This is a genomic window from Caldimonas tepidiphila, assembly GCF_003569765.1.
GTDB lineage: Bacteria > Pseudomonadota > Gammaproteobacteria > Burkholderiales > Burkholderiaceae_C > Caldimonas > Caldimonas tepidiphila.
In genome coordinates this window covers 15,263-40,653 of record NZ_QXMG01000005.1, presented here as the reverse complement: position 1 = coordinate 40,653, position 25,391 = coordinate 15,263, and the positions used below count along the sequence as shown (strand labels likewise).

Genomic DNA, 25,391 nt, shown 5'->3' with positions numbered 1-25,391 from the left:
CCTCGGTGTTCTTCGTTCGGTTCAGAGTTCGGGCATGCAGAAGCCGGTGACTTCCAGCCCGTAGCCCGCCATGCTCGGCATGCGGCGCGGGCTGCCGAGCAGCCGCATCTGCGCGACGCCCAGCTCGCGCAGGATCTGCGCGCCGATGCCGTAGGTGCGCAGATCAATCGGGCTGCGCGCCGCCGCTGCGGCGGGTGCGCCGTCGCCCTGGAAATGCGCCAGCAGCTGTTCGGGCCGGTCGCCGCAGTTCAGCAGCACCGCGACGCCGTGCGGCGCGGCCTGCAGCCGCGCCAGCGCCGCCGGCAGCGGCCAGGAGTGGCCGCGCGCGTCGGCATCGAGCAGGTCCAGCACCGACAGCGGCTCGTGCACGCGCACCAGCACCTCGTCGCTCGGCCGCCACTCGCCCTTGACCAGCGCGAGGTGCGTGCCGCCCATGCGGTCGCGGAAGGCGATGGAGCGGAACTCGCCCTGCGCGGTGCGAAGGCGGCGCTCGCCGACGCGCTCGATCAGCGTCTCGTTGCGGCTGCGGTACTCGATCAGGTCGGCGATGGTGCCGATTTTCAGGCCGTGCTCGCGCGCGAACACCTCCAGGTCCGGCAGCCGGGCCATCGTGCCGTCGTCGTTCATGATCTCGCAGATCACCGACGCGGGCGTGAGCCCCGCCATGCGCGCGAGGTCGCAGCCGGCCTCGGTGTGGCCGGCGCGCATCAGCACGCCGCCGTCCTGCGCCTGCAGCGGGAAGATGTGGCCCGGCTGCACCAGGTCGGAGGCCTTGGCGTCGCGGGCGACCGCCGCCTGCACGGTGCGGGCGCGGTCGGCGGCGGAGATGCCGGTGGTGACGCCCTCGGCGGCCTCGATCGAGACGGTGAAGGCGGTCGAGTACTGCGTGCCGTTGCGCGCCGCCATCGGCGGCAGGCGCAGGCGCTCGCAGCGCTCGCGCGTGAGCGTGAGGCAGATCAGGCCGCGGCCGAACTTGGCCATGAAGTTGATCGCCTCGGGCGTGACATGGTCGGCGGCGAGCACGAGGTCGCCCTCGTTCTCGCGGTCTTCTTCATCGACCAGCACCACCATGCGGCCGGCGGCCAGTTCGGCAATGATCTCGGGGACGGGGGAAATCGGCATGGGGCGCGGATTGTAGGAGGCGGACGAAGGCCCGACGCGCGGGTCGGGCCGGGACTTCTTGCGGCGTTCTTCTGTTTCTCAGGCGGCGGGCGCGACGCCGGCCGTCAGCATGCGCTCGACGTAGCGCGCGATCAGGTCGATCTCGAGGTTCACGCGCGCGCCGGCCGCCAGCGTGCCGAGCGTCGTGTGCTCGAGCGTGTGCGGGATCAGGTTGATGCTGAACTCGGCGCCGTCGGCACGGTCCTCGACGCGGTTGACGGTCAGGCTCACGCCGTTGACCGTGACCGAGCCCTTGTAAGCGAGGTACTTCGCGAGCGAGCGCGGCGCGAGGATGCGCAGCTCCCACGACTCGCCGCTCGGCGCGAAATGCGTCACGACGCCGAGCCCGTCAACATGGCCCGTGACGAGGTGACCGCCGAGCCGGTCGTGCGAGCGCAGCGCCTTCTCCAGGTTCACCGGGCCCGGCGCGCCGAGGCCGGCGGTCTTGTCGAGGCTCTCGGCCGAGATGTCGATCGTGAAGCGCGACGCGGCGGCGTCGAAGCTCGTGACGGTCATGCACGCGCCGTTGAGCGCAATGCTGTCGCCGAGCTGCACGTCGTCGAGGAAGCCCGCGGGGGCCGAGACCGTCAGCCGCTTGCCGTGCGTCGCGGTGCCGCCGAGGGGGAGGGCATCGACGATCGCGCCGACGCCGGTGATGATGCCGGTAAACATCCCGCCATTGTCGCAGGCTGCGGGCCCGCTGTCGGCGGCAGGGGATGCGGCAGCGCGCAGTTTGCCCGCCCGATCCCTGCCCGCCGGGGCTGCCGCGACCAGCTCGCCCGCCGGGAAATGCAGGCCTCTCCCGGCGTCTTCCCCGGTCTGCCGGCTCAGAAGCGAGCGCGCCCCGCCACGCGCGCGAGCACGCGCAGGTCGGGGCCGACCCTGTCGATGCCGGTGAACTCGAGTTCGACCGCGTCGGCGAGCGAGCCGAGCGGCCCGAAGCGCATCATCTCGCGCCCCTGGCCGACGAGCTTCGGCGCGAGGTAGACGAGGAACTCGTCCACCAGCCCCTCGCGCACGAAGGAGCCGTTGAGCTTGTGGCCGGCCTCCACGTGCAACTCGTTGACGCCGCGCCGTCCCAGATCGCGCAGCATCGCCGCGAGGTCGACCTTGCCCCCGGGGCCCGGCAGCAGCGCGACCTCGGCGCCGGCGGCCTCGAGCGCCGCGCGCCGCGCCGCGTCGTCCTGCGCCGCATAGATCAGCACCGCGCCGGGGCCGGGGAGGATGCGTGCCTGCGGCGGCGTCTGCAGCTGCGAGTCGACGATCACGCGCAGCGGCTGGCGCGGCGTGTCGACGAGCCGCACGTCCAGGCGCGGGTCGTCCTCCAGCACGGTGCCGATGCCGGTGAGCACCGCCGACGCACGGCGGCGCCAGGCGTGGCCGTCGGCGCGCGCCCCGGGCCCGGTGATCCACTGGCTCTCGCCGCTGTCGAGCGCGGTGCGGCCGTCGAGCGAGGCGGCGATCTTCATCCGCACCCAGGGGAGGCCGCGCACCATGCGCGACAGGAAGCCGATGTTGAGCTCGCGCGCCTCGACGGCGGCGGGATGGTCGCTCGGCAGCACTTCGACCTCGATGCCGGCCGCGCGCAGCCGCTCGATCCCCTGGCCGCCCACGAGCGGGTTCGGGTCCCGCAGCGCGACGACGACCCGGCTGACGCCGGCGTGGACGAGCGCATCGCAGCAAGGCGGCGTGCGGCCGTGGTGCGCGCAGGGCTCGAGCGTGACCCAGGCGGTGGCGCCGCGTACGTCCAGGCCCGCGTCGCGCGCGGCGCGCAGCGCGACGACCTCGGCATGCGGCCCGCCCGCCTGCTGCGTGTGGCCCTGCGCGAGCAGGCGGCCGTCGGGCGTCGTGAGGACGCAGCCGACGCGGGGGTTGGGGTCGGTGAGGCCGGTGGCGAGGCGGGCCTGGGCCAGGGCCAGGCGAATGGGGTCTAGCACGGCGGTCCTCGATGGTCGCTCGACTGGAGCCTTCTTCTCATCCGCACGAGGTGACCGCCTGGGCGGGGGTCAGGTTGGTGTTGGTCGGGGCAGGCTGTTGGGAGCAGGTCCGGTAGTCCACGGAAAGACGGCTGTTGCCGATGGTGTCGGTGCCGGTTGGACAGGCTTGGTTGCCCATGACGACAAGAAAGTTCTGTCCCGTCATGCTGTACGAGACATCGGTATAACTGTAAGGATGTTCCCACTGGTCAATACGGCCATTGCTGTCGTAGTCCGCTGTGTAGCGGCAATTGCGGAAGGTGTCGCTGGTCGAACCGAATGATCTGCTGGAATTCGGGAGAGCCAGAAGCGCCCGTCCGGACCAGGACGGGTTCGGGTTGTCGGTGTTTCTGGGCGGGACATAGATGGCGCAGTAATAGCTCACGTAGCTCCTGTTCGCTTTTACTGCAGCGCTGAAATCGTCGTAGCACTCGAATTTTGGCAGAACGTTGTCAGGGCTGTAGCCCGTGTCATTCGACATGGTCACGTCCAATGCATCGATCGGGGTCGTGATGTGCGCACAGGTTCGGTTGTTTGCGCTGTCCCGAAGCGAGCTGTCAGGGTAGACCCTGTCGTAGAAGTCGCAGGCGGTGCGCCCCGGGTTCACGGACGAAGGGCTGCCGCCGGTAAGGCGAGTATCAAACCGGATGAAACCCTTGAGCAGATAGCCGCTCCTGCTGGTGCAGTAGGTGGTGTTGTCGACGTAGGCATTGTTGGCGTTGTTGTCCATCAGTGCCTGGCCGTTGGCGGAGGTGCACTTTTTGACGATGGCAGCCGAGTTCGAATCGAACACCCAGAAGAAGCTCTGGCCGGGAGGAGCATAGCCGGACTTGCCGCCTCCCAGGTTCACCGCGTCCATGGGAATGCGCACATCCCGGTTCAGAGGGCTTCTCGCGGTGGCAGCCGGCACGGTGACGGACAGGTTGCCGCTGTCGCGCGGATCCTCGCGCGCGATGATGGAGTTGAGCGCGACCTCCTGCGGATTGCCGCGGCGGTCCGTCCAGGTCACCCGCAGGGCCAGTTGTCTGTAGCTCGTGGCTCCCGACGCGTCGACCGCGTCGGTGACGGTGCGGTTGAGCTGGAAGGTGGTGTTGACGTTGTCGAGGATGAGCGACTGGGGGGAGGCGCTGGAGATGGCGGTGATGTCGCCGAAGCTTCTGAGGCCGGCGGTGACGGGCAGCACGGAGTAGGCGCGCAGCTGCTCCATGTTCTCCTGCGCGAGCTGCACGGCCTCGGCGCGCTGGCGAGACAGGTCGGCGGCGAAGCGCAACTCGCTCTGCACGCGGGCGAATGCGAGCAGTCCCATCGAGAGGATCAGGAAGGCCGCCAGCGCCTCGATGATCGAGACGCCGCGCTGGAAGCCAGGCCGACGACGTTGCATGAGAGGTCTCCGGTGGAAAAGGCGTGGCGGCATCAGTCGAGCCAGCTTCCGGGCAGCTTCCTGAACTTGCTGAACTTGGTGCCGCCGGTGAGGGCTGCAAGGATGTTTGGGTCGAAGATGACCTCGCGGGAGCCGTTGCCATCGGCGTAGTCGCCTTCGGAAATGACCGCTCCCTGGATCAGGCTGTTGCCGCCGCCGCGGTTGGTCATCGTGCCGCCAGCGACGTAGAGCACTCCATAGATGGTGGTGGCTCCGCGGATCTCGACGTCGCCGTTGAAGACGAGAATGACCGGGTCGGTCGCCGAACCGAAGGTGCCGCCGGTGATCGAGTAGGAACTGGCTGCTGCCCCGGGGGCAGGGCCGATCCAGAACGCGCGCTTGTCGGTGCCCGCGGTGGCGTTGACGGCGGTCTCCAGCCCGCTCGCGTCGGCGCGCTGCACGGCTCCGCTGTAGTAGTCGGCCTTCGAGGCGCCCATCATGCTGGTGAAGTACTGGTCGGCCGTCGTCATCGAGCGAATCGAGGGGTCGTCGGAGACCACCGACAAGGCGGTGTCGTTGCCCTGCGGCGTGCCCGGCACGCTCATCAGGTTGACGCGCGAGTTCAAGTCCACGTTGCCGCCGGCATTGATGGAGATGCCGTTCGTGTTGGGATCGCTGTTGGCCACGTAGAGCGAGGAGACGGCCCCCTGCCAGCTGACGTTGCCGCGTGCGGTGAGCGCCGCCTTCGGGGTGGGGTTGGCGGTACGCACCTCCGCCAGCACGATCGAGACGCTGGCCGCGCCGTCCAGCGACTCGTTGCTGTGCGCGGCCGAGGTGATCCGGACCATGCGGGGCCGCGCCGGGTTTGCGGCCGAGAAGGTGACCGTGAAGCGGCCGCCGGCCCCGCTCAACGTCGGAGCGCCGCTGGTCGGGCAGGAGCAGGCGAGGTCGCCGTTGGCGTTGATCACGCAACCCGGTTGGGCATCCCGCGGCGTGATCTCGCGCGTCGTCGAATCAATGTTCAGGTAGCGTTCGGCGAACTTGTTGGTCGCCCCGGTGCCGCTCGTGCAGGTGGCAGTGAGGGCCGGGGAATTGTTGAGCAGCGCCACGGCCCAGTCGATCCCGGCTTCAGCGACCGCCAGGGCCTGGGTCGAGCGCATCTGGTTGGCACCGGTGCGCTGCTCGAAGATCAAGCTGCGGTTGGCGAAGGCGAACGTGATGGACATCACGAGCACCAGCACCATCACCGTGATCAGCGCAGCCATACCGCGTTGACGCGCGGGCCGGGACAAGGGCGGTGTGAGCATGACGGCGGATCCTTAGGAGCAGGAGCCCTGGAGCGCGTCATTGCGCACGCGCACGTCGCTGCGCAGGGTACGCTGCACCGAGCTGTCGAGGCTGCGGGCGGAGAGCTGGAAGGTGAGGGTGCGGATCGCGAGCTCCGGACAGTTTTGCGAGACGGGATTGCAGGTCGTGGTGCACTTGTCGTAGAGCGGCAGCCAGGTGACGCGTGGCGTGATGCTGAAGGAGGTCACGACCATGGAGCCGGGATCGGTCACGTCCTGCCAGCCGCCGCTGCCGATCTGCATCTGGATCTTGTTGCTGTCGAGCCGGAACTGGTAAGCCTCGTTGGCATCAAGATCGCCGTTGGCGTTTCTGTCCCACCGGTAGGTGATCAAGGAAGCGGCGTTGCCCGTGGCGGAGACCGGCGTCGTGCTGTCTACGCGGTTCGGACGGTCCGGCATCGTGGAAAGATCGATCGCGATGTGAGGGTTGGCGGTGGCCGAGGAGGTGGCAGTGGGGACGCCCCGGACCGCCGAGCCCCAGTAGCCCGCGTGCCGTGTGTCGCGGGTGATCAGGTCCATTGCCGCCCGCAGGTCCTGCTGCAGGCGGGCTTCGAGCAGCAGCAGCCGGTTCTCACGCAGCGAGGTCGTGATGCCGAGGACGGCGGCTCCCATGACGAAGAGGCCGATGGTGGCGCCTACCAGCAGTTCCACCAGGGAGAGGCCGTGTTGACGGCTCCGTCGGGAAGAAGGCGGGGCGGCACGAGCAGGGGAGACACTGTTCAGCATGACGCGTTTCCGGACAGGACCTCGCACTGCACCCGCCCCAGGGGATGAAGGGTGACTTGCAGGGAGTGCGACGAGTTCGCGAGAGTCACGGCTGCGGAGGACACTGGATCGAGGATGCCGCGGCGCGTGAAAGTGACCGTGGTGCCGTTGCCGCTGCTGATCGTGGTGCCGCCAGCGAGGACGACCGATCGCAGGGTCGTGCCGCCCGAATCGAGGCTGTAACCCGTGGCGGAGAAAGTCACTGTTACTTCGGTGTTGCGGGTCACTGCTTCGCTGCGAGCATTCCGCAAGTCTGTCGTCAGCTGTGAGGCGGCACCCCTGAGCCGGCTGGCGGCAAGGAAGCTGTTGAACGCGGGGGCCGCCTGGGTGGCGAGAATGGCCATCACCGCCAAGACCACCATCGACTCGATCAGGGTCAATCCCCGTGGGGATCTCACCGGCCTTCGCATCACTGTCTCCAGCAGTTCGGTTGCGAGGGCGTCGGGGTGCCGTTGTTCACCACCACGGCCATGACGGTGCAGCCGCTGTCGGCCGCTTGAGATGTGCCGGATGCGGCCGTCGCGGTCACCGTGTAGCCAGTGCGGTTGGCGTTGCCCGTGGTGCTGGTCGTGACGGTGATCGTGTAGAGCCGGTTCGGACTGAAATAGGTGGTCGTGGTGCCGCTTGTCGTCGTCTGCAGGCCCTGCGCGTTGAGCGAGGCGAGACTGTCGGTGTAGGTCGCATTGTTGGCGCGCCACCGCTCCTGAGCTTGCTGTACGGCCGTGATGGCGGCCACCGCGTCGGCGCGCCGTGAGCTGCGTACTTGCGACATGAACGATGGATAGGCCACGGCGGCCAGGATCCCGGCGATCGCGACCACCACCATCAGCTCGATCAGCGTGAATCCTCTCTTGCTGCGCAAGGAGATGAAGCAGTCAACACACGAAGGATATGTAACAGAAGGAATCAACATGTGGCCAATTGTGTGTCTGTGCGGATCCTTTTCGGGCATCGAAGCTGGCCGGTCGTCCAGCCCTTGCGACCGCTGATCGGTCGGGGGGCGCAACGGGGGAGGTCAGGAGCTGCAGACCGGATGGCCGAGCACGCTCGTGTTCTCTGCACAGGTACGTACGCGTCCCATGATGTTGACGACATGGCGCACCGTGAGGCCGCTGGAATTGCTGACGCGGATCGTGCTGGCGGGGGTGACCGTGCCGAGCCGGGCGCTGTAGAGCATCGAGTTGCTGCTGGACTCCACGCTCACGCCGCTTCCAACGGGCCGGAACACGCCCTTGATGACCGCGGCCGGGGCGGTGCAGCTGATAGCGCCATCTCCATTGCAGCTGCAGTCGCTGGCGACGCCGCTGTGAATCAAATAGCAGCTGCCGCCCGGGGTCGGAAGGAACGTGAGCCGCAGGTTCGTGTTGCGGCTCACGGCCTCGCTGCGCACGTACTGCAAGTCGGCCAGCAACTCCGCCGAGACGCCGGCGAGCCGGTGGCGCTGGATCCAGTCACCCCAGGCCAAGGCGGCGCCGAGGCTCAGCACTGCGAGAATCGCGATCGTGATCAGGGCCTCGATCAGGCTGAGGCCTTGATGAAGGCTGTTGCTCACCATGTCCCTCTCCCCGAGTCTGCCGGGGACTATAGGACTGGCGGAACAAAAAGAAACAATAGATGAGAAGGGGCCGCGGCACGGAAGGCGGCAGGGGAGGCCGGCCTCAGATCTCCTTGATCAGCCGGCTGAATTCCTCGACGTCCTCGAAGCTGCGGTAGACGGATGCGAAGCGCACGTAGGCGACCTTGTCGAGGGCCTGCAGCTCGTGCATCACGAGCTCGCCGAGCTGCGCGGTCGTGACCTCGTTGCTGCCGAGCGCGAGCAGCTTCTCCTCGATGCGGCCGAGCGCCGCCTCGACCCGGTCGGTCGCCACCGGCCGCTTGCGCAGCGCCAGCGCCATCGACGCACGCAACTTGGCGCGGTCGAACTCGGCGCGGCTGCCGTCCTTCTTGACCACCGTCGGCATCGCGATCTCGGCGCGCTCGTAGGTGGTGAAGCGCTTGTCGCAGGCGGTGCAGCGCCGCCGCCGGCGCACCACCCCCTCGTCCGAGCCGCGCGTCTCGGTGACCTGGGTGTCGTGGTGGGCGCAGAAGGGGCAGCGCATCGGCGTTCTCGAGGCAAGGAAGGCCCGGCAAGCGCCGGGCCCGCAGGGTCAGCGGTAGACCGGGAAGCGCGCGGTCAGCTCGTTGACCTTGGCGCGCACGGCAGCGATGGTGGCTTCGTCGCGCGGATTGTCGAGCACGTCGGCGATCAGGTTGGCGGTCAGCGCCGCTTCCGCCTCCTTGAAGCCGCGCGTCGTCATCGCCGGCGAGCCGAGGCGGATGCCGCTCGTCACGAAGGGCTTCTCCGGGTCGTTCGGGATGCCGTTCTTGTTGCAGGTGATGTGCGCCTGCCCGAGGATGGCCTCGGCCTCCTTGCCGGTCAGGCCCTTCGGGCGCAGGTCGACGAGCATCACGTGGCTCTCGGTGCGGCCGCTGACGATGCGCAGGCCGCGCTGGACCAGCGTGTCGGCCAGTACTGCGGCGTTCTTCACCACCTGCTGCTGGTAGGCCTTGAACTCGGGGGACAGCGCCTCCTTGAAGGCCACTGCCTTCGCGGCGATGACGTGCATCAGCGGGCCGCCCTGGATGCCGGGGAAGATCGAGCTGTTGATCTTCTTGGCGATGGCCTCGTCCTTCATCAGGATGATGCCGCCGCGCGGGCCGCGCAGGCTCTTGTGCGTCGTGGAGGTCACCACGTCGGCGAACGGGACCGGGTTCGGGTAGACGCCGCCGGCGATCAGGCCGGCGTAGTGCGCCATGTCGACCATGAAGTAGGCGCCGATGTCCTTCGCGACCTTCGCGAAGCGCTCGAAGTCGATGCGCAGGCTGTAGGCCGAGGCGCCGGCGATGATCAGCTTGGGCTTGTGCTCGTGCGCGAGCCGCTCCATCTGCTCGTAGTCGATCTCTTCCTGGGCGTTCAGGCCGTAGCTGACCACCTTGAACCACTTGCCGCTCATGTTCAGCGGCATGCCGTGCGTGAGGTGGCCGCCCTCGGCGAGGCTCATGCCCATGATCGTGTCGCCGGGCTGCAGCAGCGCGAAGAACACGCCCTGGTTGGCCTGCGAGCCGGAGTTGGGCTGCACGTTGGCGAACTCGGCGCCGAACAGCGCCTTGAGGCGGTCGATCGCGAGCTGCTCGGCGACGTCGACGTACTCGCAGCCGCCGTAGTAGCGCTTGCCGGGATAGCCCTCGGCGTACTTGTTGGTGAGCTGCGAGCCCTGGGCGGCCATCACGGCCGGCGACGCGTAGTTCTCCGAGGCGATCAGCTCGATGTGCTCCTCCTGGCGCCGGTTCTCCTTCTGGATGACGGCCCACAGCTCGGGGTCTACGTTGGCAAGGGTGGATTCGTTGCGGTCGAACATGGCAGTCCTCTTCGTTCGGTTGGAAGTCCCCGGCGCACGGCGAAGCCAGCGGTCGCGCTCCGATGCAGGGGCTGCCCAGGCGAACGGCGGAACGGCGCCCCGGAACGACAGAAGGGGGCCGGCGGCACTTCCCGGTGGTTCACCACCTCGGGCGCGCCTGCTCAAGGCAGGGGCCCTATCGCCAGTTGTGCCGCGGCAGGAGTGTAATGGACGCCGGTGGCCGGCCCGGCCGAGGGCCCCGGCGAGGCGCCGGCACCGGCCCTCAGCGCACGACGGTGGGCTCGACCGCGGGGTCGACGGCGGCCACGGTTTCCTCGTTCGCCGGCACGCTGCGCTGCGGCGCGACGAAGCGCGGCAGCGGCGCGGTCACGGGCACGCTGCGGCCCTGGGCGACACGCTGGAGGTGCCCCTGCTCGGCCAGCACCTTGCTCGTGTAGCCGCCGTCCTGCTCGAGGTTGGCCGCGCCGACGTAGTAGCGCAGCCCGCCCTCGATGCTGCCGGCGCGCTTGATGCACTCGCGCAGCACCTGCACGCCGACGCGCAGGTTGGTCACCGGGTCGAAGGCGGCATGCGTGCCGCCGAAGGCCTCGTACTTGTCGTCGTGCACGCGCGTCATCACCTGCATCAGGCCCTGCGCGCCGACCGAGCTCTGCGCGAAGGGGTTGAAGCTCGATTCCACCGCCATGATGGCGAGGATCAGCGTCGGGTCGAGTTGCGTGCGGCTGCCGACCTCCCAGGCCTCCTTGACGAGGCGGGCGAGCGGCTCCGGCGCGACGCGGTAGCGGCGCGACAGCCACAGCGCGACGGCGGACTGCTGCTTGGACAGTTCACGCGGGTCGGCGGCCGTGGCGCGCGCGATCGCGTCCGGCTCGGCAAGCACCGGGGTCACCAGCGCCGCATCGGTGCCTTCCGCGCGCGCTTCCTGACGCGCCTGCAGCCAGCCGAGCGCCTTCGCCTCGAAGCTCTCGCGCAGGTCCGGGCGACCGGCCGCGAACAGCGTCACGGCGACCACCGCGAGGCCGAGCAGCGCGAGCGTGTTGTGGCTGATCTCCACGAGGCCCTGGACGACGTCGGTGACGAACACCTCGATGGCAGACTGGGCCGAGACGCGGGCTTCATGGGCTCCGCGTACGAGACTTCGGAACGCTGTCATGTCACTCCTTTCCCTCCCTCGAGCGTCGGCCGGCGCGCGCAAAGGCGGCGGCGGACCCGAAGGCGATAATTTGCCGGGACCCGGACCGGCCCGCGTGATCGCAGGGGTCGGGAACGGCGATTTGCATCGGCAGCGTCGCACCGGCAGCTGCGGTGCGCCATCCCTTGTAACAAGGGACGAGCGGATTCTAGGCAGCTGTCAAATAACTGGTCAAGCTGATAGATTTCGTGTTCAATTATTAAAAGTTATGAAGTACAGTGATTTGCGTGACTTCATGCACGGTCTCTCGCGTCTGGGCGAGCTGCATTCCGTGACGGCACCAGTCTCCACGCACCTGGAGATGACTGCGCTCGCGGACCGCGTGCTGCGCAGCGGCGGACCCGCGCTGCGCTTCGAGCGGCCGACGAACGGTCACAAGACTTACGACTTTCCCGTGCTGGCCAACCTGTTCGGCACCCCGCGAAGGGTGGCCCTGGGCATGGGCGCGGCGGATGTCGGCGAGTTGCGCGACATCGGCCGGGTGCTCGCGAGCCTGAAGGAGCCGGAGCCGCCGCGCGGGCTCAAGGACGCGGGCCGGCTGCTGCAGATGGCCCGGGCGCTGTGGGACATGAAGCCGGCCGAGACGCGCTCGGCGCCCTGCCAGCAGGAGGTCTGGGAGGGCAGCGAGGTGGACCTGACGCGGCTGCCGATCCAGCACTGCTGGCCCGGCGACGTCGCGCCGCTGCTGACCTGGGGGCTGGTGGTCACGCGCGGCCCGCAGCGGGTACCCAACCCGCGCCGGCGCCAGAACCTCGGCATCTACCGGCAGCAGCTGATCGGACCGCGCCAGCTGATCATGCGCTGGCTGGCGCACCGTGGCGGCGCGCTCGACTTCCGCGAGTTCGCGCTCGCCAATCCCGGCGAGCCCTTCCCGATCGCGGTGGCGCTCGGCGCCGACCCGGCCACGATCCTCGGCGCGGTGACGCCGGTGCCCGACAGCCTGAGCGAGTACCAGTTTGCCGGGCTGCTGCGCGGCAGCCGCACGCAGGTGGTCAACAGCGGCGTCGGCGAGGCCGGCCAGATGCTGCAGGTGCCGGCGAGCGCCGAGTTCGTGCTCGAGGGCCACATCCCGGTCGCGCCGGCGGGCTTCGAGGGCGTGTCCGAGCACGGCGTGCCGCTGAAGGAGCGCGGCGGCTACCTGCATGCGCTCGAGGGGCCCTTCGGCGACCACACCGGCTACTACAACGAGCAGGACTGGTTCCCGGTGTTCGAGGTGCGGCGCATCACGATGCGGCGCGACGCGATCTACCACTCCACCTACACCGGCAAGCCGCCCGACGAGCCGGCGGTGCTCGGCGTCGCGCTCAACGAGGTGTTCGTGCCGATCCTGCAGAAGCAGTTTCCCGAGATCGTCGACTTCTATCTGCCGCCGGAGGGCTGCAGCTACCGGATGGCGATCATCAGCATGAAGAAGAGCTATCCGGGCCACGCGAAGCGGCTAATGTTCGGCCTGTGGAGCTTCCTGCGCCAGTTCATGTACACGAAGTTCATCGTCGTCACCGACGACGACGTGAACATCCGGGACTGGCAGGACGTGATCTGGGCCATCACGACGCGCGTGGACCCGGGGCGCGACACGACGCTCGTCGAGAACACGCCGATCGACTACCTGGACTTCGCGTCGCCGGTGTCGGGCCTTGGCGGCAAGATGGGGCTGGACGCGACCAACAAGTGGCCGGGCGAGACCGACCGCGAGTGGGGCCGCGTCATCAGGATGGATGCTGCGGTGGAGCAGCGCGTCGAGGCGCTGTTCCGGGACGTGATGGGGCAGTCCTGAGACGGCGGGCCGTGCTGGCGCCGCCGCGGCATCGGCGCCAGCAATTGAGGCCTTTTCACCCATAGAGAAATGGGCGTTGCCAGGGCTCCTGCGAGCGCCTATCTTTGAGTCACCTGCACTCTGCAGGTTTCTCCAAGGCGCAGTCTCTGCGCGAGGGGCGGCGGACGAGACTCTCCCCCGCTCCATCGGTGGCGTCAGCCACCCACCCCCCGGCTGCAAGGGCGGGGGGTTCGCGTTTTTTCAGCGCTGCACCAGCAGGGCCAGCAGTTCGCGCAGCGCCCAGCGGTTCTGCTGCAGCCCCTCGGTGCTCGGCAGCCAGTCGAGCAGCCAGTTGTCCCGCATCACGAAGTAGCCCATCGCCGCCGGCTCGACAAGGAGCGCTCCGCCGGCCGCATCGCGGAAGGCGCGCAGCGCATGCGGCATGTGCCAGGCATGCGTGACGAGCACGATGTGCCTCACCCCGGCCTCGCGCAGCATGCGCACGCTGTTCGTGGCGTTCTCCTGCGTGTCGCGCGAATTTCCCTCCACCCAGCGCAGCGGGCGCCCGAAGTCCTGCTGTGCGACGCGCTCGGCGATGCGTGCCTCGCTCAGCCCCTCGTCGCGCTGGCCCCAGCCCACCCCGCCGCTGAAGGCGAGCGAGGCGCCGGTGCGGCGTGCGAGCCAGGCGCCGTAACGCAGGCGCTCCAGCGAGGTCGCCTGCAGGTCGGCGGTGCCGTACTCCGGCGCCAGCGGGTCGCGCCCGCCGCCGAGCACCAGGATGGCCACCGACTTGGGCTGGCGCCGCGCCTCGGCCTCCAGCCGCTGGAAGTCCGCCTGGTTCATCGGCATCGGCGGCTTGAGCATGTGGACCATCAGCGTGCGCGAGAAGCCCTGCGTGGAGAGCAGCCACAGCGCGAGGCAGGCGAGCAGCGCGAGCGCGTACCCGGCCTGCTTGTGCGACACCATGCCGCCCTTGCCGGCACCGATCGAGACCAGTCGCGTGCCCGCGAGCATCAGCAGGATCAGAGGCACGGGCGGCAACAGCAGGGCGGCGATCACCGGCTTGAGCGATGCGAGCGAATCCATGGGCGGAGAGGCGGGAAGACACGGAAAATACCGCCGTCCGATTCTGCCGCACCGTCACTCCAGAAAGACGAGATTTCGTCAAGCGGTCCGCAGAAATACCCTTCGACTGTTGCTAGTAACCAAATATTTCGGATGCGGCAAGGAAAAGGGCGAGAGAAGGCCCGGCGAGAATCCGCGCCATGAACACCCCTTTCTTCCCGTCGAGCCCCGCTTCCCGCGGAAGCCGGGACCTCGGCCGACCGCTGGCCGGCTGGCGCCTGCGGCTCTACACGATCATCTTCGAGGCCGACACGCGCGCCGGCCGCCTGTTCGACCTCGCCGTGATCGCTGCGATCCTGCTGAGCGTGGGGGTGGTGATCGCCGACAGCGTGCAGGACATCGCGGACCGCCACGGGGCCCTGCTGAAGAGGGCCGAATGGGCCTTCACGATCCTGTTCACGCTCGAGTACGTCGCGCGGCTGCTGTGCGTGCGCCGCCCGCTGCGCTACGCGTGCAGCTTCTTCGGCGTGATCGACCTGCTCGCGCTGCTGCCGACCTACCTGGCCGTGCTGGTGCCGGAGGCGCACGCGCTGATCGACGTGCGCATCCTGCGGCTGCTGCGTGTCTTCCGCATCCTGCGCCTCGCGCAATACGTCAGCGAGTACCAGGCGCTCGGCCGCGCGCTGGCGGCGAGCCGCCGCAAGATCGCGGTGTTCCTGTCCTTCGTCGTGATGGTGGTGCTAGTGATGGGCACGCTGATGTACGTGATCGAGGGGCCGGCTCACGGCTTCACCAGCATCCCGACCTCGATGTACTGGGCGATCACGACGATGACCACGGTGGGCTTCGGCGACATCACGCCGAAGACCGATCTCGGCCGCGCGATCTCCTCGATGATGATGCTGCTCGGCTGGGGCATCCTCGCGGTGCCGACCGGCATCGTGACCGCCGAGATGACGCTGCAGCACCGGGGGCTCGCCCCGACGGTGACGACACGCACCTGCCACGAGTGCCTGACCGAGGGCCATGCGCCGGAGGCGAACTACTGCCGGCAGTGCGGAGCGCCGCTGCCGACCTACCAGCGCGACACGCCCCGCGCGGAGCGGGCGGGCGAAGCGGCCGCCCAGGGGCGGCCCGGCGGCTAGAAGCTCGAGCCGGGCTGCTCCAGGAAGCGGGCCTCCTCGGCGGTGGTGGCGCGTCCCAGGATCTCGTTGCGGTGCGGGAAGCGGCCGAAGCGCTCGATCACCGCCAGGTGTCGCCGCGCGTAGTCGAGTGCCTCCTCGACGCCGTCGCCCGGCGCCTCGCGCGCCAGCGCCTCGAAGAGCGCGACAGCGCTGCGCTGCGCCTCGGGATCCTCGGCATGCTCGAAGGGCAGGTAGACGAACCAGCGCTGCACCGGCCGCAGCTGCCGGTCCCAGCCGCGCTCGACCACCGCGCGCGCGACCTCCAGTGCCTGCGCGTCGCCGGCGAAGGCGCGCGGCGTGCCGCGATGCACGTTGCGCGTGAACTGGTCGAGCAGCAGCAGCAGCGCCAGCGCCCCTTGCGGCGTGGCCGCCCACGGCCGCAGCTCCCCGGCGATCGCCGCGTCGATCAGCGGGCCGAAGCGCTCGCGCACCCGCGCGTCGAAGGCCGGGTCCTTGAGGAACCACTCTCGGCGCGGCTGGCCGAAGAGGGCGTCCTGCGGCGCGCCGAACCAGAAGTCCAGCACGGCCTGCGCGTCGGCCGGCGGCGGCGCTTCCCCCGGACACATCGTCGAGCGCCCGCCGCTCACGCGCGCAGCGCGTCGGTTTCCGGGTGGCGGCGCATGTAGGCCTGCACGTAGGCGCAGACCGGCTGCACCTTCAGGCCTTCGCGCCGGGCGTGTGCGAACGCGGTTTCGACGAGCCGGGCCGCGATGCCGCGACCCTGGAGTTCCGGCGGGACGACGGTGTGCGTCATCTGCATCACGCCGTCGCCGAGTTCGTAGGCCGCGACGCACGACAGCCCGTCCACGCTGGCGTGGAAGCGCCGCCCCGCGGCATCGTGCTCGACCTGGAGGGGGGAGGTGTTGTCCATGCGGGCCATTCTGCGTCGGGCGCGGCCGGACGAGGTCGGCCGCCCGCATGGCCCTGTCGCGACCGCGGCTTGGGAGCGGCTGCCGGAAGGGCGCTGCCCCGCCGGGAGGGGCCGCCGCCCGCGCCCTTCAGCGCGGCTCGCCGAAGTGCCGCGCCGCATGCAGGCCGAGGCCGGTCGCGACGCTCGCCAGGCGGTCGCCGCGCACCGGCCGGGCTTCCGGCAAGGCCCCGGCGAGCCGCTCGGTGAGCAGGCGCAGGCCGGTCGAGCCGCCGGTGAAGTAGAGCGCATCGACCTGCTGCGGCGCGAGGCCGGCGAGGCGCACCGTCTCCAGCGCGGCGTCGACGATGCGGCCGAGGTCGGCCTCGATCGCCTCCAGCGCCTGCGCCTCGCTCACCTCGACCTGCAGCCCGCGCTCGACGAAGGACAGCGGGGCCTCGTGGCAGCCGCCGGCGGCGACCGCGATCTTCGCCTCCTCGGCGCGCCCGAGCAGCTCGTGGCCGAGCCGCTCGGTGACGACGCGCATCAGCCGGCCGTGCAGCGCGGCGTCGGCGTAGAAGGACGCCATCGACTTCAGCTCCGCGATGCGCTGCGGCGGGTAGACGGTGTTGATCAGGTGCCAGGTCGCGAGGTCGAAGTACACCGCGCTCGGCACCTCGCGCGGCGACTGGCCGCTGCGCACCGGCCCGAGCGAGCGGTAGCCGAGCGGCGGCATCAGCCGCGCGAGCGCGACGCGGCGGTCGAAGTCGGTGCCCGCGACGTGCACGCCGTGGCTCGCGAGGATGTCCTCGCGGCGCTCGACGCGCGCGGCGCGCGCCGCGCCCACCCGCACGACCGAGAAGTCCGAGGTGCCGCCGCCGATGTCGGCCACCAGCACGCGCTGCTCGGCGATGCCCTCGGCCGCCGCCAGCCGCTCGTAGTCCAGCGCCGCGGCGATCGGCTCGTACTGGAACGCGACCTGCTCGAAGCCGACCGCGCGCGCCGCCGCCTCGAGCGCGTCCTGCGCGGCGCGGTCGCGCTGCGCGTCCTCGTCGACGAAGAACACCGGGCGGCCGAGCACCACCTGCGTCAGCGCCCGGCCGCCCGCGGCCTCGCCGCAGGCCTTCAGGTGGCGCAGGTAGCCGGTGATGACGTCGAGGTACTTCACCGCGCGGCCGCCGCCGACGTCGGTGACCTGCTCGATCAGCGAGGAGCCGAGCAGGCTCTTCATCGAGCGCATCAGCCGGCCCTCGTGGCCCTCGACGTAGGCGCGGATCGCGGCGCGGCCGAAGGCGCGCGGCGGCTCGGCGCCGGCCGGCACCGGCGTCTCCGGGTCGGCGAAGTAGAACACCGCGGTCGGCATCGTGCGGTGCTCGCCTTCGAGCGGCACCAGCGCCATGCCGGGGGCGCCGGCCGCCGCGTCGGGGATCGCGAGCGCGGAGTTGGAGGTGCCGAAGTCGATCGCGCAATAGCTCATGGGGGAGGGCGGCCCGCCCGTCGCGCGGCGCCGCAGGAAGAGGAAAAAAGGGCGCGGATTGTAGGCCTCCCGCCGCGGCCTCAGCCGTAGAAGGCCATCACCTGATGCCCCCAGGCGGCCGCCCGCCCGTCGGGCGTCCACACCGTGGTGCTCTCGTTGACGTAGCCCTGCGCCGCGGCGCGCACGTCCTTGTCGATGCGCCACCAGTCGCCGGGGTAGGCGAGCGCGTCGGGCGGCGCCAGCTCCAGCGCCCACGACACCGAGCTCACCGGCACCGGGCCGCGCAGCCGCGCCGCCGCCGGCGAGGGCGCCGCGTCGGCCATCATCACCGTCATCAGCTCGGCATCGACCGGCTCGCCCTGCAGCCGCAGGTGCGCGCGCGCCTGCCAGCCCTCGCCGCCGCTGTAGGGCAGCGGGCCCTCGGCCCAGCGCAGCGCGAAATGCGCGAAGAAGCGCGGCGCGAGCTCCGGCACGAAGGGCACCGGGCTCGACTCCTGCGGGGCGGGCGCCGCGGGCGGCTCTGCCTGCCGCAGGGGAATCGAGCTCTCGCGTGCCGCGCCGAACACGCCGACCAGCAGCATCCGCGTCTCGCCGTCCTGCATCAGGCTCGCCTGCACCTGGCAGACGTTGCGCCCTTGGCGCAGCACCCGCCCCGCGACCTCCACCTCACCCGTGCTCACCGGGGCGATGAAGTTGACCTGCAGCGCGCGCAGCGGCCAGCCCTGTGGCGCGCCGTGGCCGCTGACGTCACGCATCGCCTGCACCCCCAGCACCGTCAGCAGCCCGCCGAAGGTGGTGCGGCCCTGCAGCCAGTCGTCGGTGGTGCGAAAGCGCACCGTGTCGGCATCGCGCTCGCGGCGGGCGAGGAGTTCGGGCAGTCGGGTGAGGTTCATCGTCGGGGCGGGTCAGGGTGATCGAAGCGGTGATTATCGAACGATCGTTCTTTTTTTGCCCGCAACGCCGGCGCGGGACGCGCGCGCCGGTCGCCGGCGGGGGCTTAAGCTACGCGCCTTTCCACTGTCCGGCCCGCCACGCATGAGCACGCCCGCCACCCCCGAACTGATCAACTTCCAGGGCCGACCCGCCGTGCGGCTCGAGGCGCCCGACGGCGCGCGGGCCACCGTGCTGCTGCACGGCGGCCACGTGGTGTCGTGGCGACCGGCCGGCGGCGACGAACGGCTCTACCTGTCGCCGCGGGCGGTCCACGCGCCGGGGCAGGCGGTGCGCGGCGGCGTGCCGGTGGTCTTCCCGCAGTTCGAGCGGCGCGGGCCGCTGCCGCGCCACGGCTTCGCCCGCACGCGCGACTGGCAGCTGGTGCGCGCCGAGGTCGGCGCCGCCGATGCGATGGCGGTGCTGCGGCTCGCCGACGATGCCGAGACGCGAGCCTTCTGGCCGCATCCCTTCGCGCTGGAGCTCACCGTCAACGTCAGCGGCACGCGGCTCGACCTGGAGCTGGAGGCGGTGCACACCGGCGAGGCCGGCTCTGCGCCGTGGAGCTTCACCGCCGCGCTGCACACCTACCTGGCGCTCGACGAGGTGGAGCTCGCGCGCGTGCAGGGTTTACAGGGCCTGCGCTACATCGACAGCGCGCGCGGCGGCGAAGGGCTCGAGCGCGGCGAGGAACTGCGCTTCGACGGCGAGGTCGACCGCATCTACCTCGGCGCGCATGCGCCGCTGCTGCTGCGCGAGCCGCAGCGGGCGCTCGCCGTCGAGCAGCTGCAGTTCCCGGACACGGTGGTCTGGAATCCGGGCGCGGAGAAGGCCGCGGCGATCGCCGACCTGCCCGAGGGCGGCTTCCGGCACTTCGTTTGCCTCGAGGCGGGTGTGATCGGCGAGCCGGTCACCCTCGAACCCGGCGGCTCCTGGTGGGGCCGCCAGACGCTGCTGGCGGGCTGATCCCGTCCCGGGCGCAGCGCGCCGCGACGCGGGGGCGCGGCGCCCGGGTGCCGGGCGGGCCGCGAGCGCCGACCCAACCGGGAGCCGTCGCGATGCCTGCATTCACCCTGTCCGCGCTGATGGCGCTGCTGCTCGCCGGCCTCGCGCCGGGGGCCGGCGCCGCGACCGTCTCCGAGCCGCTGCTGCCGGTGCCGGCGCTGGGGCCCGGCGAATTGCAGGCCTGCCTGGCGCAGCGCGAGCACATCGCCCGCGCCGAGGGCGAGCTCGAGGCGCGCCAGGCGGAACTGGCGCGCGACCGCAGCGAGATCGAGCAGCTCAGCACCGCGCTCGACGAGCGGCTCGGCACGCTTGATCGCGAGGACCCGCGTGCGGTGGCCGCCTTCCACGAGGAGATGATGCAGCGCGACCGGCGCGTGCTCGCCCACGTGGACCGGCTGCCGGTGTTCCACGCGCATGTCGAGGCGGTGAAGGCCGAGGAGGCAGCGTGGACCGCGCGCTGCGCCGACCGGCCCTACGAGGCCGCCGACGAGGCACGCATCCTTCACAGACGCTGAGGATTCGGGGCGGCCGCGCGCCGCTCTCGCCGCAGGGGCTCCACTACACTGCTGCGCTGTTCTCGCAGACCGGGCCGGCGCCCCTTGCCGGACCGCTCGCTTCCCCGACCGCGCACGGCCGGTCGCCGTCCCGGGATCCTTCCGTGCTGCAGAAAAACGCCCTTGTCGCCGCGCTCTACGCGCTGGTGGGGTGGCTGGCCCTGTCGCTCGCCATCCCGCCGAGCTTCGCCTCGCCGCTTTATCCCTCGGCCGGGCTGGCGCTTGCCGCCGTGCTGAGCTGGGGCCCGCGCGTGCTGCCGGGCGTGGCGCTGGGGGCGGCCGGCGTCAACCTGCTGATCCACCTGCTCGAGAGCGGTTTCACGTCCGCGCCGGTGCTGGTCTGCGCGAGCCTCGGCATCGGCGCGGCACTGCAGGCGGGGGCCGCGGCCTGGCTGGTGCGCCGCTGCTGCCCGGGGCCGCTGCTGCTCGACGAGCCGAGGGACGTGCTGCGCTTCTTCGTCGCCGCCGGGCCGCTCGGCTGCGTCGTGAGCGCCGGCTGGGCCACGGCCACCTTCGGGCTCGGCGGCGTGGTGGCGCCGGCGCAACTCGGCAACACGCTGTGGACCTGGTGGGCCGGCGACACGCTTGGCGTGCTGATCGGCGTGCCGGTGGCGCTGTCCTTCTTCGGCCAACCCCGTGGGCACTGGCGCATGCGCCGCCTCACGGTGGCACTGCCGCTCGGCGTCGTGACGCTCGTGATCGGCGTCGCGATCGCGCTGATCGCGCGCTGGGAGGGCGACCGCGTCGAGCATGCCTTCGAGCGCGACGCCGAGCGCCTGAACGAGCAGGTCCGCGACGGCATCACGCGTCATCTCGCCGCGCTGGAGGCGCTGCACGGCCTCGCGCGCGCCTCCGACATGGAGTCCGCGCAGTCCTTCCGGCTCGCCACCGAGGGGTGGCTGGCGGGGCTGCCGAGCCTGCGGGCGATGGGCTGGTCGGCACATGTGCCGGCCGCCGGGCGCGAGGAGTTCGAGGCCCGCATGAGGCAGCAGTTGCCCGGCTACCGCATCTTCGACCGCGAGCCGGGGGCGCCCGCCGACGCGATCGCCATCACGCACATCGAGCCGCATGCCTCCAACGCGGCGGCGCTGGGCCTCAATGCCCTGTCGCTGGCCGCGACACGGGAGGCAATCGAGCGGGCGGTCCGGGAGCGCCGGCCCGCGGCGACCGAGGGCTTCGTGCTGACCCAGGACCTGCAGGCGGCCGCCTCCGCGGGCGGGCCGGCGCGCTACGGCGTGGTGGTCTACCGCGCCGTGATGGCGCCGCCCGACGCGCAGGGTCGCGAGGCGCTGCGCGGCATCGTCTTCGTCACGCTGCGCCTGCACGAGGCCTTCGACGAGCTGCTTCCCGACGCCGGCGGCCGGTTCCAGGCCTGCCTGCTGGAGGACGGCGGCGGTGCGCCGCGGCTGCTCGCCGGGCCTGCGCAGTGCGTGCTGCAGGCCGGCGTCGCGGCGCGGCTGTACGAGGAGACCGTGCGTTTCGCGGGCCGGGAATGGACGCTGCGGGTGCTCGCCTCGCCCGCCTACGTGGCCGGTCTGCGGAGCTGGGCGCTGTGGTCCTTCTCGGCGCTGGGCCTGCTCACCACCGGCCTGCTCGGCGCCTTCCTGCTGCTCTTCAGCGGCCGCGCCCGGCGCATCGAGGAGGCGGTGCTGCAGCGCACCGCCGAGCTGAACGAGGAGATGGGGCGGCGCCAGCACGCCCAGCAGGCGCTGGCCGACAGCGAGCGGCGCTTCCGCGAGATCTTCGACACCGCGCCGGTCGGCATCGCCTACATCGACCTGCACGGGCGCCTGCGCCGCGTCAACCCGCGCCTGTGCGAGATCGCCGGCCGTCCCGCGTCCGAGCTCGAGGCGCTCGGCCTGCCGGACCTGCTGCCCCCCGGGGAACGCCTCGCGCTGCAGGCGCTGCTCGCCGAGCTGCGCAGCGGCCAGGGTGCCCGGCGTCCGCACCGCATGCGCTGCTGCCGCCCCGACGGCAGCGAGCTGTGGGTGCAGTTCACCGGCTCGCAGGTGGACCGGCCCGAGGCCGGCGGCGGCGCGAGCCTCGTCGGCATCGTCGAGGACATCACCGAGCGCCTGCGGCTCGAGGACGCCGAACGCGCCCGCGAGGTGGCGGAGACCGCCAATCGCGCCAAGAGCGAGTTCCTGTCGCGCATGAGCCACGAGCTGCGCACGCCGCTCAACGCGATGCTCGGCTTCGCGCAGCTGCTGGCGAGCGACGGCAGTGAGCCGCTCACGTCCGCGCAGCGCCAGGGCGTGCGCCACATCGAGCAGGCGGGCTGGCACCTGCTGGAGCTGATCAACGAGGTGCTGGACCTGTCGAGGATCGAGAGCGGCAGCCTGCGGCTCTCCCTCGGCCCGGTCGCGCTCGCGCCGCTGCTCGACGAGACGCTCGCGCTCGTCTCGGGCCAGGCGCGGCAGCGGGGCATCGTGCTCGAGCAGCGCTTCGGGGCCGGCGCGCATGCCGTCAGCGGCGACGCCACCCGCATCAAGCAGGTTGCCACCAACCTGCTGTCCAACGCGATCAAGTACAACCGGCCGGGCGGGCGCGTGCTGCTCGAGACCCGGCTCGCGGCGGACGGCAGGCGAGTGCTGCTGCAGGTCAGCGACACCGGGCCGGGCCTGAGCGCGCAGCAGCAGGCCCGCCTCTTCCAGCCCTTCGACCGGCTGGGGCGCGAGCATTCGGGGATCGAGGGCCTGGGCATCGGGCTCGTGATCAGCCAGCGGCTGGCCCATGCAATGGGCGGCGAGCTGCGCTGCGACAGCCCGCCGGGCGAGGGCGCGACCTTCACGCTGGCGCTGCCGGTGCCCGGCGAGACCGCCGCCGCAAGGAGTCCGTCGGGCGACATGTCCGCCCCCCCGGTGCGCCGCGCCGGCGGGCGGCGGGTGCTCGCGGTCGATGGCGACGCGAGCGGGGTGCCGAGGCTGCGCGCGCTGCTGGCGCAGCAGGGCTTCGAAGGGGTGTTCGCGTGCTCGGCCGCCGAGGGGCGGGCCCTGCTGCACCGCGAGCCGCCCGAGGTGCTGCTGCTCGATCTCGACCTGCCGGAGCGGCAGGGGCTCGAACTGCTGGACGAGATCCGCCGCGACCCCCGCCTCGGCGGGCTGCGCGTGCTCGCGCTGTCGTCCGGCCTGCAGGGCGCCGCGATCGCGCAGGCACTGGCCGCGGGCGTCGAGCATTGCCTCGGCAAGCCGCTCGACACCGAGGTGCTGCGCGCGCTGCTGGAGCCGCGCATCACCGCGGACGCGGGCTGAGCGGCGACGCAGGCCGGCCGCACCCGGGACGAAAAAAAACCGCAGCCGGGAGGCTGCGGTCTTTTTCAGGCGCCGGGGCGGGCCCCGGCGGCATCGGCCCTGCGATTACAGCGGGCGGATGTTGGCGGCCTGCAGGCCCTTCTGGCCCTGCTTGACTTCGAATTCGACGCGCTGGTTTTCCTGCAGCGTCTTGAAGCCGTTGCCCTGGATGTCACGGAAGTGCGCGAACAGGTCGGCGCCGCCCGCGTCCTGGGCGATGAAGCCGTAGCCCTTGCTTTCGTTGAACCACTTGACGGTGCCGGTTTGGGTAGCCATTGAGACGTTCCTCAAAAAAAGAATGGATGGAGAAGGCGAAGCACTGCCTCGCTCGCAGAAACACGCAAGAAACGCCTGCCTGGGGGGATCAAACGGCGCCACCTTCGGGGAGAAGGCGGGCTGAAGAAAGACCTCGAAGAACCACGGTCCTGTGTATCGCTGACGGCAGCGACTGTACACCAAGAACGCGCCCAAGTCGGCGAAACGGTCATCAGGAACGGATTCCCACCTTGCGTTTCCTTGCATCTGCAGGCATGGCCGTTGCCGAGTCCCCGGCACGGGCGTCGCCGCGAGACGACGTCCACAGCAACCGTACCCGCTGTCTTGAAGCCCCCCTGCGGGACAGGCACTGGGCGGAAATCAGCCGCGTTTCTCGAGGCGGCATCCATTCCCATCAGGAGAGCAGAGATGAAAGCATTGACCGTGGCAGGAGCACTTGCCGTCGCACTCGCGCTGAGCGCCTGCGGCCGCAACGACGAGGGCGCCGGCGCCCAGGGCTCGGACGCATCGGGCACGTCGAACAGCAGCACGACCAGCCCTTCGGGCACCGCGGGCACCACCGGCGCGACCGGCAGCACGGATGCGTCCGGCACCACGGGCGCGAGCGGCAGCCTCGGCAGCCCCTCGGGAGCGACGGGCTCGGGCGGCGGCGCGGACGCCAGCGGCGGCACCGGCACCAGCGGGGGCATGGGCGCCTCGGGGCCGAGCGGCTCGGCCGGCGGCACGGGCGGCATGAGCGGCTCGGGCGCGACCGGCGGCTCGGATGCCAGCGGCAGCAGCGGCGGGATGGGCAGCAGCAGCGGCGGGATGGGCGGCAGCACCGGAACGAGCGGTTCCGGTGCAGGAACGACCGGCACTTCTGACACCAACGAAGAGCAGAACCGCAAGCGCCAGTGAGGCTGCTGCGCCCGGCCGTCGTGACGGCCGCCGGGCACATGCATTGCCGTGATCCGGGCATGGGGGCCCCTCCCGGGGCCCTCCCGGAACCGTCCCCGGTCTCGAAGCCGTCGCCACGGCGGCTGCCGGGTGAAGATCGGCCGCGCCTCGCGCTGCGGCCTCCATCCTGTGAAGGAGAACAGAAGCATGAAAGCATTGACTGTGGTGGGTACGCTCGCGGCGGCGCTGGCCTTGACGGCTTGCAGCCCCTCCAACAACGAAGGCCGGGATGCGGCAGGCACGCAAGGGAGCGAGCAGCGCGCCGGGGACAGCAGCAATGCGACGGTCGAGAGCAGCCGCGATGCGAGCGGCTCGAGCGGCTCCGACACGGCAGCCGGCACGATGGTCAACCGGCCCGCGGATGCCGCCCCGTCGGTTCCCGGCCAGCAGGACGCGGTCGTCACCGGGACGCCGCAGGCGGGCGCCGCCGCCGAGCGGGCCGGCCAGGCGACGGAGAACACCACGGAGAAGGCCGGCAACGCGATCCAGAACGCCGGCGAGCGGGCGATGGACGCCACCGCCCGCGGCGCCGATGCGGCCACCGACGCCGTCGCCGACGCGGCGATCACCGCCAGCGTGAACGCCGAGCTGGCGCGCGACGAGCAGCTCAGCGCGCTGCGCATCAACGTCGACACGGAGAACTCGCGCGTCACGCTCAGCGGCACCGCGCCCAGCCAGGAGGCCGCGCAGCGTGCGACGCAACTCGCGCAGAAGGTGCGCGGCGTCAAGGAAGTCGAGAACGAGCTGAAGGTCGAAGCGCGCTGAGGAAGGCGGGCGGAACCGCGCCGCACGCGCGGTGCGGGGTCCTTCCCGGGCGGACGGTCCGCGGCGATCCCCGCCTCCGTGCCGCCACCGGCGCGAGGCCCGGCACAA

At 71.0% G+C, this 25,391-nt stretch carries 25 protein-coding genes and 1 riboswitch; of the genes, 7 read left to right on the top strand and 18 right to left on the bottom strand.

Features of this window, described 5'->3' with window-relative positions; translation table 11 throughout:
- Positions 1-21: 21 nt before the first annotated feature.
- From ribBA to D3A59_RS08565, 12 genes are all read right to left on the bottom strand, one after another.
- Complete coding sequence (gene ribBA / locus D3A59_RS08620) at positions 22-1,122, bottom strand: bifunctional 3,4-dihydroxy-2-butanone-4-phosphate synthase/GTP cyclohydrolase II (RefSeq protein WP_119154508.1); 1,101 nt, start codon at positions 1,120-1,122, stop codon at positions 22-24.
- A 78-nt stretch (positions 1,123-1,200) separates the two neighbouring features.
- The gene (locus D3A59_RS08615; protein WP_119154507.1) at positions 1,201-1,833 is read right to left on the bottom strand and encodes a riboflavin synthase; all 633 of its coding nucleotides are present in this window, start codon (positions 1,831-1,833) and stop codon (positions 1,201-1,203) included.
- Positions 1,834-1,988: 155 nt separating this feature from the next.
- Positions 1,989-3,098 (bottom strand): bifunctional diaminohydroxyphosphoribosylaminopyrimidine deaminase/5-amino-6-(5-phosphoribosylamino)uracil reductase RibD, encoded by a 1,110-nt coding sequence (ribD, locus tag D3A59_RS08610; RefSeq protein ID WP_240635996.1) that lies wholly within the window; start codon positions 3,096-3,098, stop codon positions 1,989-1,991.
- Between the two features lie 37 nt (positions 3,099-3,135).
- Positions 3,136-4,518, bottom strand: a complete 1,383-nt coding sequence (locus D3A59_RS08605; protein ID WP_119154506.1) for a type IV pilus modification PilV family protein — start codon at positions 4,516-4,518, stop codon at positions 3,136-3,138.
- Positions 4,519-4,550: 32 nt separating this feature from the next.
- Positions 4,551-5,762, bottom strand: coding sequence for a PilX N-terminal domain-containing pilus assembly protein (locus tag D3A59_RS08600; RefSeq protein WP_170162325.1), 1,212 nt, complete (start codon positions 5,760-5,762; stop codon positions 4,551-4,553).
- Positions 5,763-5,816: 54 nt separating this feature from the next.
- The gene (locus D3A59_RS08595; protein ID WP_119154504.1) at positions 5,817-6,569 is read right to left on the bottom strand and encodes a PilW family protein; all 753 of its coding nucleotides are present in this window, start codon (positions 6,567-6,569) and stop codon (positions 5,817-5,819) included.
- Positions 6,563-7,018, bottom strand: coding sequence for a GspH/FimT family pseudopilin (locus tag D3A59_RS08590; RefSeq protein WP_119154609.1), 456 nt, complete (start codon positions 7,016-7,018; stop codon positions 6,563-6,565). Before D3A59_RS08590 ends, D3A59_RS08595 begins: the two co-directional genes overlap by 7 nt.
- Entirely contained in the window at positions 7,018-7,521 is a 504-nt protein-coding gene (locus D3A59_RS08585) for a type IV pilin protein (protein ID WP_157991456.1), read from the bottom strand. Before D3A59_RS08585 ends, D3A59_RS08590 begins: the two co-directional genes overlap by 1 nt.
- 102 nt (positions 7,522-7,623) lie before the next feature.
- A complete protein-coding gene (locus tag D3A59_RS08580; protein ID WP_119154608.1) occupies positions 7,624-8,163 on the bottom strand; it encodes a GspH/FimT family pseudopilin in 540 nt (179 codons plus the stop codon).
- A 103-nt stretch (positions 8,164-8,266) separates the two neighbouring features.
- Positions 8,267-8,707 (bottom strand): transcriptional regulator NrdR, encoded by a 441-nt coding sequence (gene nrdR / locus D3A59_RS08575; RefSeq protein ID WP_119154502.1) that lies wholly within the window; start codon positions 8,705-8,707, stop codon positions 8,267-8,269.
- Between the two features lie 48 nt (positions 8,708-8,755).
- On the bottom strand, positions 8,756-10,006 hold the full coding sequence (gene glyA / locus D3A59_RS08570; protein ID WP_119154501.1) for a serine hydroxymethyltransferase: 1,251 nt from the start codon (positions 10,004-10,006) through the stop codon (positions 8,756-8,758).
- 66 nt (positions 10,007-10,072) lie between these two features.
- Positions 10,073-10,205: riboswitch (ZMP/ZTP riboswitch) on the bottom strand.
- Positions 10,206-10,268: 63 nt separating this feature from the next.
- The gene (locus tag D3A59_RS08565; protein WP_205665143.1) at positions 10,269-11,159 is read right to left on the bottom strand and encodes a lytic transglycosylase domain-containing protein; all 891 of its coding nucleotides are present in this window, start codon (positions 11,157-11,159) and stop codon (positions 10,269-10,271) included.
- A gap of 247 nt (positions 11,160-11,406) precedes the next feature.
- Here D3A59_RS08565 and D3A59_RS08560 point away from each other — a divergent pair, with 247 nt between their 5' ends.
- Positions 11,407-12,975, top strand: a complete 1,569-nt coding sequence (locus tag D3A59_RS08560; protein ID WP_119154500.1) for a UbiD family decarboxylase domain-containing protein — start codon at positions 11,407-11,409, stop codon at positions 12,973-12,975.
- Positions 12,976-13,215: 240 nt separating this feature from the next.
- Here D3A59_RS08560 and D3A59_RS08555 read toward each other — a convergent pair whose 3' ends face one another.
- Complete coding sequence (locus D3A59_RS08555) at positions 13,216-14,040, bottom strand: YdcF family protein (RefSeq protein WP_119154499.1); 825 nt, start codon at positions 14,038-14,040, stop codon at positions 13,216-13,218.
- 179 nt (positions 14,041-14,219) lie between these two features.
- Between D3A59_RS08555 and D3A59_RS08550 the strand changes: the two genes are divergently transcribed.
- Positions 14,220-15,164, top strand: a complete 945-nt coding sequence (locus tag D3A59_RS08550; RefSeq protein ID WP_119154498.1) for an ion transporter — start codon at positions 14,220-14,222, stop codon at positions 15,162-15,164.
- Here the strand turns inward: D3A59_RS08550 and D3A59_RS08545 are convergent.
- The 4 genes from D3A59_RS08545 to D3A59_RS08530 form a co-directional block, all read right to left on the bottom strand.
- Positions 15,161-15,769 (bottom strand): DUF924 family protein, encoded by a 609-nt coding sequence (locus D3A59_RS08545; RefSeq protein WP_119154607.1) that lies wholly within the window; start codon positions 15,767-15,769, stop codon positions 15,161-15,163. The genes D3A59_RS08550 and D3A59_RS08545 overlap by 4 nt on opposite strands.
- Before the next feature lie 17 nt (positions 15,770-15,786).
- Entirely contained in the window at positions 15,787-16,074 is a 288-nt protein-coding gene (locus tag D3A59_RS08540) for a GNAT family N-acetyltransferase (RefSeq protein WP_119154497.1), read from the bottom strand.
- Positions 16,075-16,201: 127 nt separating this feature from the next.
- Positions 16,202-17,527 carry an Hsp70 family protein gene (locus D3A59_RS08535; RefSeq protein ID WP_119154496.1) on the bottom strand — a complete coding sequence of 442 codons (1,326 nt, stop codon included), beginning with the start codon at positions 17,525-17,527 and terminating at the stop codon, positions 16,202-16,204.
- A gap of 80 nt (positions 17,528-17,607) precedes the next feature.
- Positions 17,608-18,420: an acyl-CoA thioesterase gene (locus D3A59_RS08530; protein ID WP_119154495.1), complete on the bottom strand. Its 813-nt coding sequence runs from the start codon at positions 18,418-18,420 to the stop codon at positions 17,608-17,610.
- Positions 18,421-18,562: 142 nt separating this feature from the next.
- Between D3A59_RS08530 and D3A59_RS08525 the strand changes: the two genes are divergently transcribed.
- From D3A59_RS08525 to D3A59_RS08515, 3 genes are all read left to right on the top strand, one after another.
- A complete protein-coding gene (locus D3A59_RS08525) occupies positions 18,563-19,423 on the top strand; it encodes a D-hexose-6-phosphate mutarotase (RefSeq protein WP_119154494.1) in 861 nt (286 codons plus the stop codon).
- Positions 19,424-19,515: 92 nt separating this feature from the next.
- The gene (locus D3A59_RS08520) at positions 19,516-19,977 is read left to right on the top strand and encodes a Rossmann-fold NAD(P)-binding domain-containing protein (protein WP_119154493.1); all 462 of its coding nucleotides are present in this window, start codon (positions 19,516-19,518) and stop codon (positions 19,975-19,977) included.
- A 143-nt stretch (positions 19,978-20,120) separates the two neighbouring features.
- Positions 20,121-23,267, top strand: coding sequence for a CHASE domain-containing protein (locus D3A59_RS08515; RefSeq protein WP_170162323.1), 3,147 nt, complete (start codon positions 20,121-20,123; stop codon positions 23,265-23,267).
- Positions 23,268-23,372: 105 nt separating this feature from the next.
- On the opposite strand, the gene D3A59_RS08510 is transcribed toward D3A59_RS08515, so the two are convergent.
- Positions 23,373-23,582 (bottom strand): cold-shock protein, encoded by a 210-nt coding sequence (locus tag D3A59_RS08510; RefSeq protein WP_119154491.1) that lies wholly within the window; start codon positions 23,580-23,582, stop codon positions 23,373-23,375.
- A 408-nt stretch (positions 23,583-23,990) separates the two neighbouring features.
- Here D3A59_RS08510 and D3A59_RS08505 point away from each other — a divergent pair, with 408 nt between their 5' ends.
- The gene (locus D3A59_RS08505; protein WP_157991455.1) at positions 23,991-24,479 is read left to right on the top strand and encodes a hypothetical protein; all 489 of its coding nucleotides are present in this window, start codon (positions 23,991-23,993) and stop codon (positions 24,477-24,479) included.
- 186 nt (positions 24,480-24,665) lie between these two features.
- The gene (locus tag D3A59_RS08500) at positions 24,666-25,283 is read left to right on the top strand and encodes a BON domain-containing protein (protein ID WP_240635995.1); all 618 of its coding nucleotides are present in this window, start codon (positions 24,666-24,668) and stop codon (positions 25,281-25,283) included.
- Positions 25,284-25,391: the final 108 nt, after the last annotated feature.

What these genes read in the sequence shown, in the direction of transcription:
- ribBA (WP_119154508.1), bottom strand. Translation starts at nt 1,122, where the DNA reads ATGCCGATTTCCCCCGTCCCCGAGATCATTGCCGAACTGGCCGCCGGC.
- D3A59_RS08615 (WP_119154507.1), bottom strand. Translation starts at nt 1,833, where the DNA reads ATGTTTACCGGCATCATCACCGGCGTCGGCGCGATCGTCGATGCCCTC.
- D3A59_RS08605 (WP_119154506.1), bottom strand. Translation starts at nt 4,518, where the DNA reads ATGCAACGTCGTCGGCCTGGCTTCCAGCGCGGCGTCTCGATCATCGAG.
- D3A59_RS08600 (WP_170162325.1), bottom strand. Translation starts at nt 5,762, where the DNA reads ATGGCTGCGCTGATCACGGTGATGGTGCTGGTGCTCGTGATGTCCATC.
- D3A59_RS08595 (WP_119154504.1), bottom strand. Translation starts at nt 6,569, where the DNA reads ATGCTGAACAGTGTCTCCCCTGCTCGTGCCGCCCCGCCTTCTTCCCGA.
- D3A59_RS08590 (WP_119154609.1), bottom strand. Translation starts at nt 7,018, where the DNA reads ATGCGAAGGCCGGTGAGATCCCCACGGGGATTGACCCTGATCGAGTCG.
- D3A59_RS08585 (WP_157991456.1), bottom strand. Translation starts at nt 7,521, where the DNA reads ATGTTGATTCCTTCTGTTACATATCCTTCGTGTGTTGACTGCTTCATC.
- D3A59_RS08580 (WP_119154608.1), bottom strand. Translation starts at nt 8,163, where the DNA reads ATGGTGAGCAACAGCCTTCATCAAGGCCTCAGCCTGATCGAGGCCCTG.
- nrdR (WP_119154502.1), bottom strand. Translation starts at nt 8,707, where the DNA reads ATGCGCTGCCCCTTCTGCGCCCACCACGACACCCAGGTCACCGAGACG.
- glyA (WP_119154501.1), bottom strand. Translation starts at nt 10,006, where the DNA reads ATGTTCGACCGCAACGAATCCACCCTTGCCAACGTAGACCCCGAGCTG.
- D3A59_RS08565 (WP_205665143.1), bottom strand. Translation starts at nt 11,159, where the DNA reads ATGACAGCGTTCCGAAGTCTCGTACGCGGAGCCCATGAAGCCCGCGTC.
- D3A59_RS08560 (WP_119154500.1), top strand. Translation starts at nt 11,407, where the DNA reads ATGAAGTACAGTGATTTGCGTGACTTCATGCACGGTCTCTCGCGTCTG.
- D3A59_RS08555 (WP_119154499.1), bottom strand. Translation starts at nt 14,040, where the DNA reads ATGGATTCGCTCGCATCGCTCAAGCCGGTGATCGCCGCCCTGCTGTTG.
- D3A59_RS08550 (WP_119154498.1), top strand. Translation starts at nt 14,220, where the DNA reads ATGAACACCCCTTTCTTCCCGTCGAGCCCCGCTTCCCGCGGAAGCCGG.
- D3A59_RS08545 (WP_119154607.1), bottom strand. Translation starts at nt 15,769, where the DNA reads ATGTGTCCGGGGGAAGCGCCGCCGCCGGCCGACGCGCAGGCCGTGCTG.
- D3A59_RS08540 (WP_119154497.1), bottom strand. Translation starts at nt 16,074, where the DNA reads ATGGACAACACCTCCCCCCTCCAGGTCGAGCACGATGCCGCGGGGCGG.
- D3A59_RS08535 (WP_119154496.1), bottom strand. Translation starts at nt 17,527, where the DNA reads ATGAGCTATTGCGCGATCGACTTCGGCACCTCCAACTCCGCGCTCGCG.
- D3A59_RS08530 (WP_119154495.1), bottom strand. Translation starts at nt 18,420, where the DNA reads ATGAACCTCACCCGACTGCCCGAACTCCTCGCCCGCCGCGAGCGCGAT.
- D3A59_RS08525 (WP_119154494.1), top strand. Translation starts at nt 18,563, where the DNA reads ATGAGCACGCCCGCCACCCCCGAACTGATCAACTTCCAGGGCCGACCC.
- D3A59_RS08520 (WP_119154493.1), top strand. Translation starts at nt 19,516, where the DNA reads ATGCCTGCATTCACCCTGTCCGCGCTGATGGCGCTGCTGCTCGCCGGC.
- D3A59_RS08510 (WP_119154491.1), bottom strand. Translation starts at nt 23,582, where the DNA reads ATGGCTACCCAAACCGGCACCGTCAAGTGGTTCAACGAAAGCAAGGGC.
- D3A59_RS08505 (WP_157991455.1), top strand. Translation starts at nt 23,991, where the DNA reads ATGAAAGCATTGACCGTGGCAGGAGCACTTGCCGTCGCACTCGCGCTG.
- D3A59_RS08500 (WP_240635995.1), top strand. Translation starts at nt 24,666, where the DNA reads ATGAAAGCATTGACTGTGGTGGGTACGCTCGCGGCGGCGCTGGCCTTG.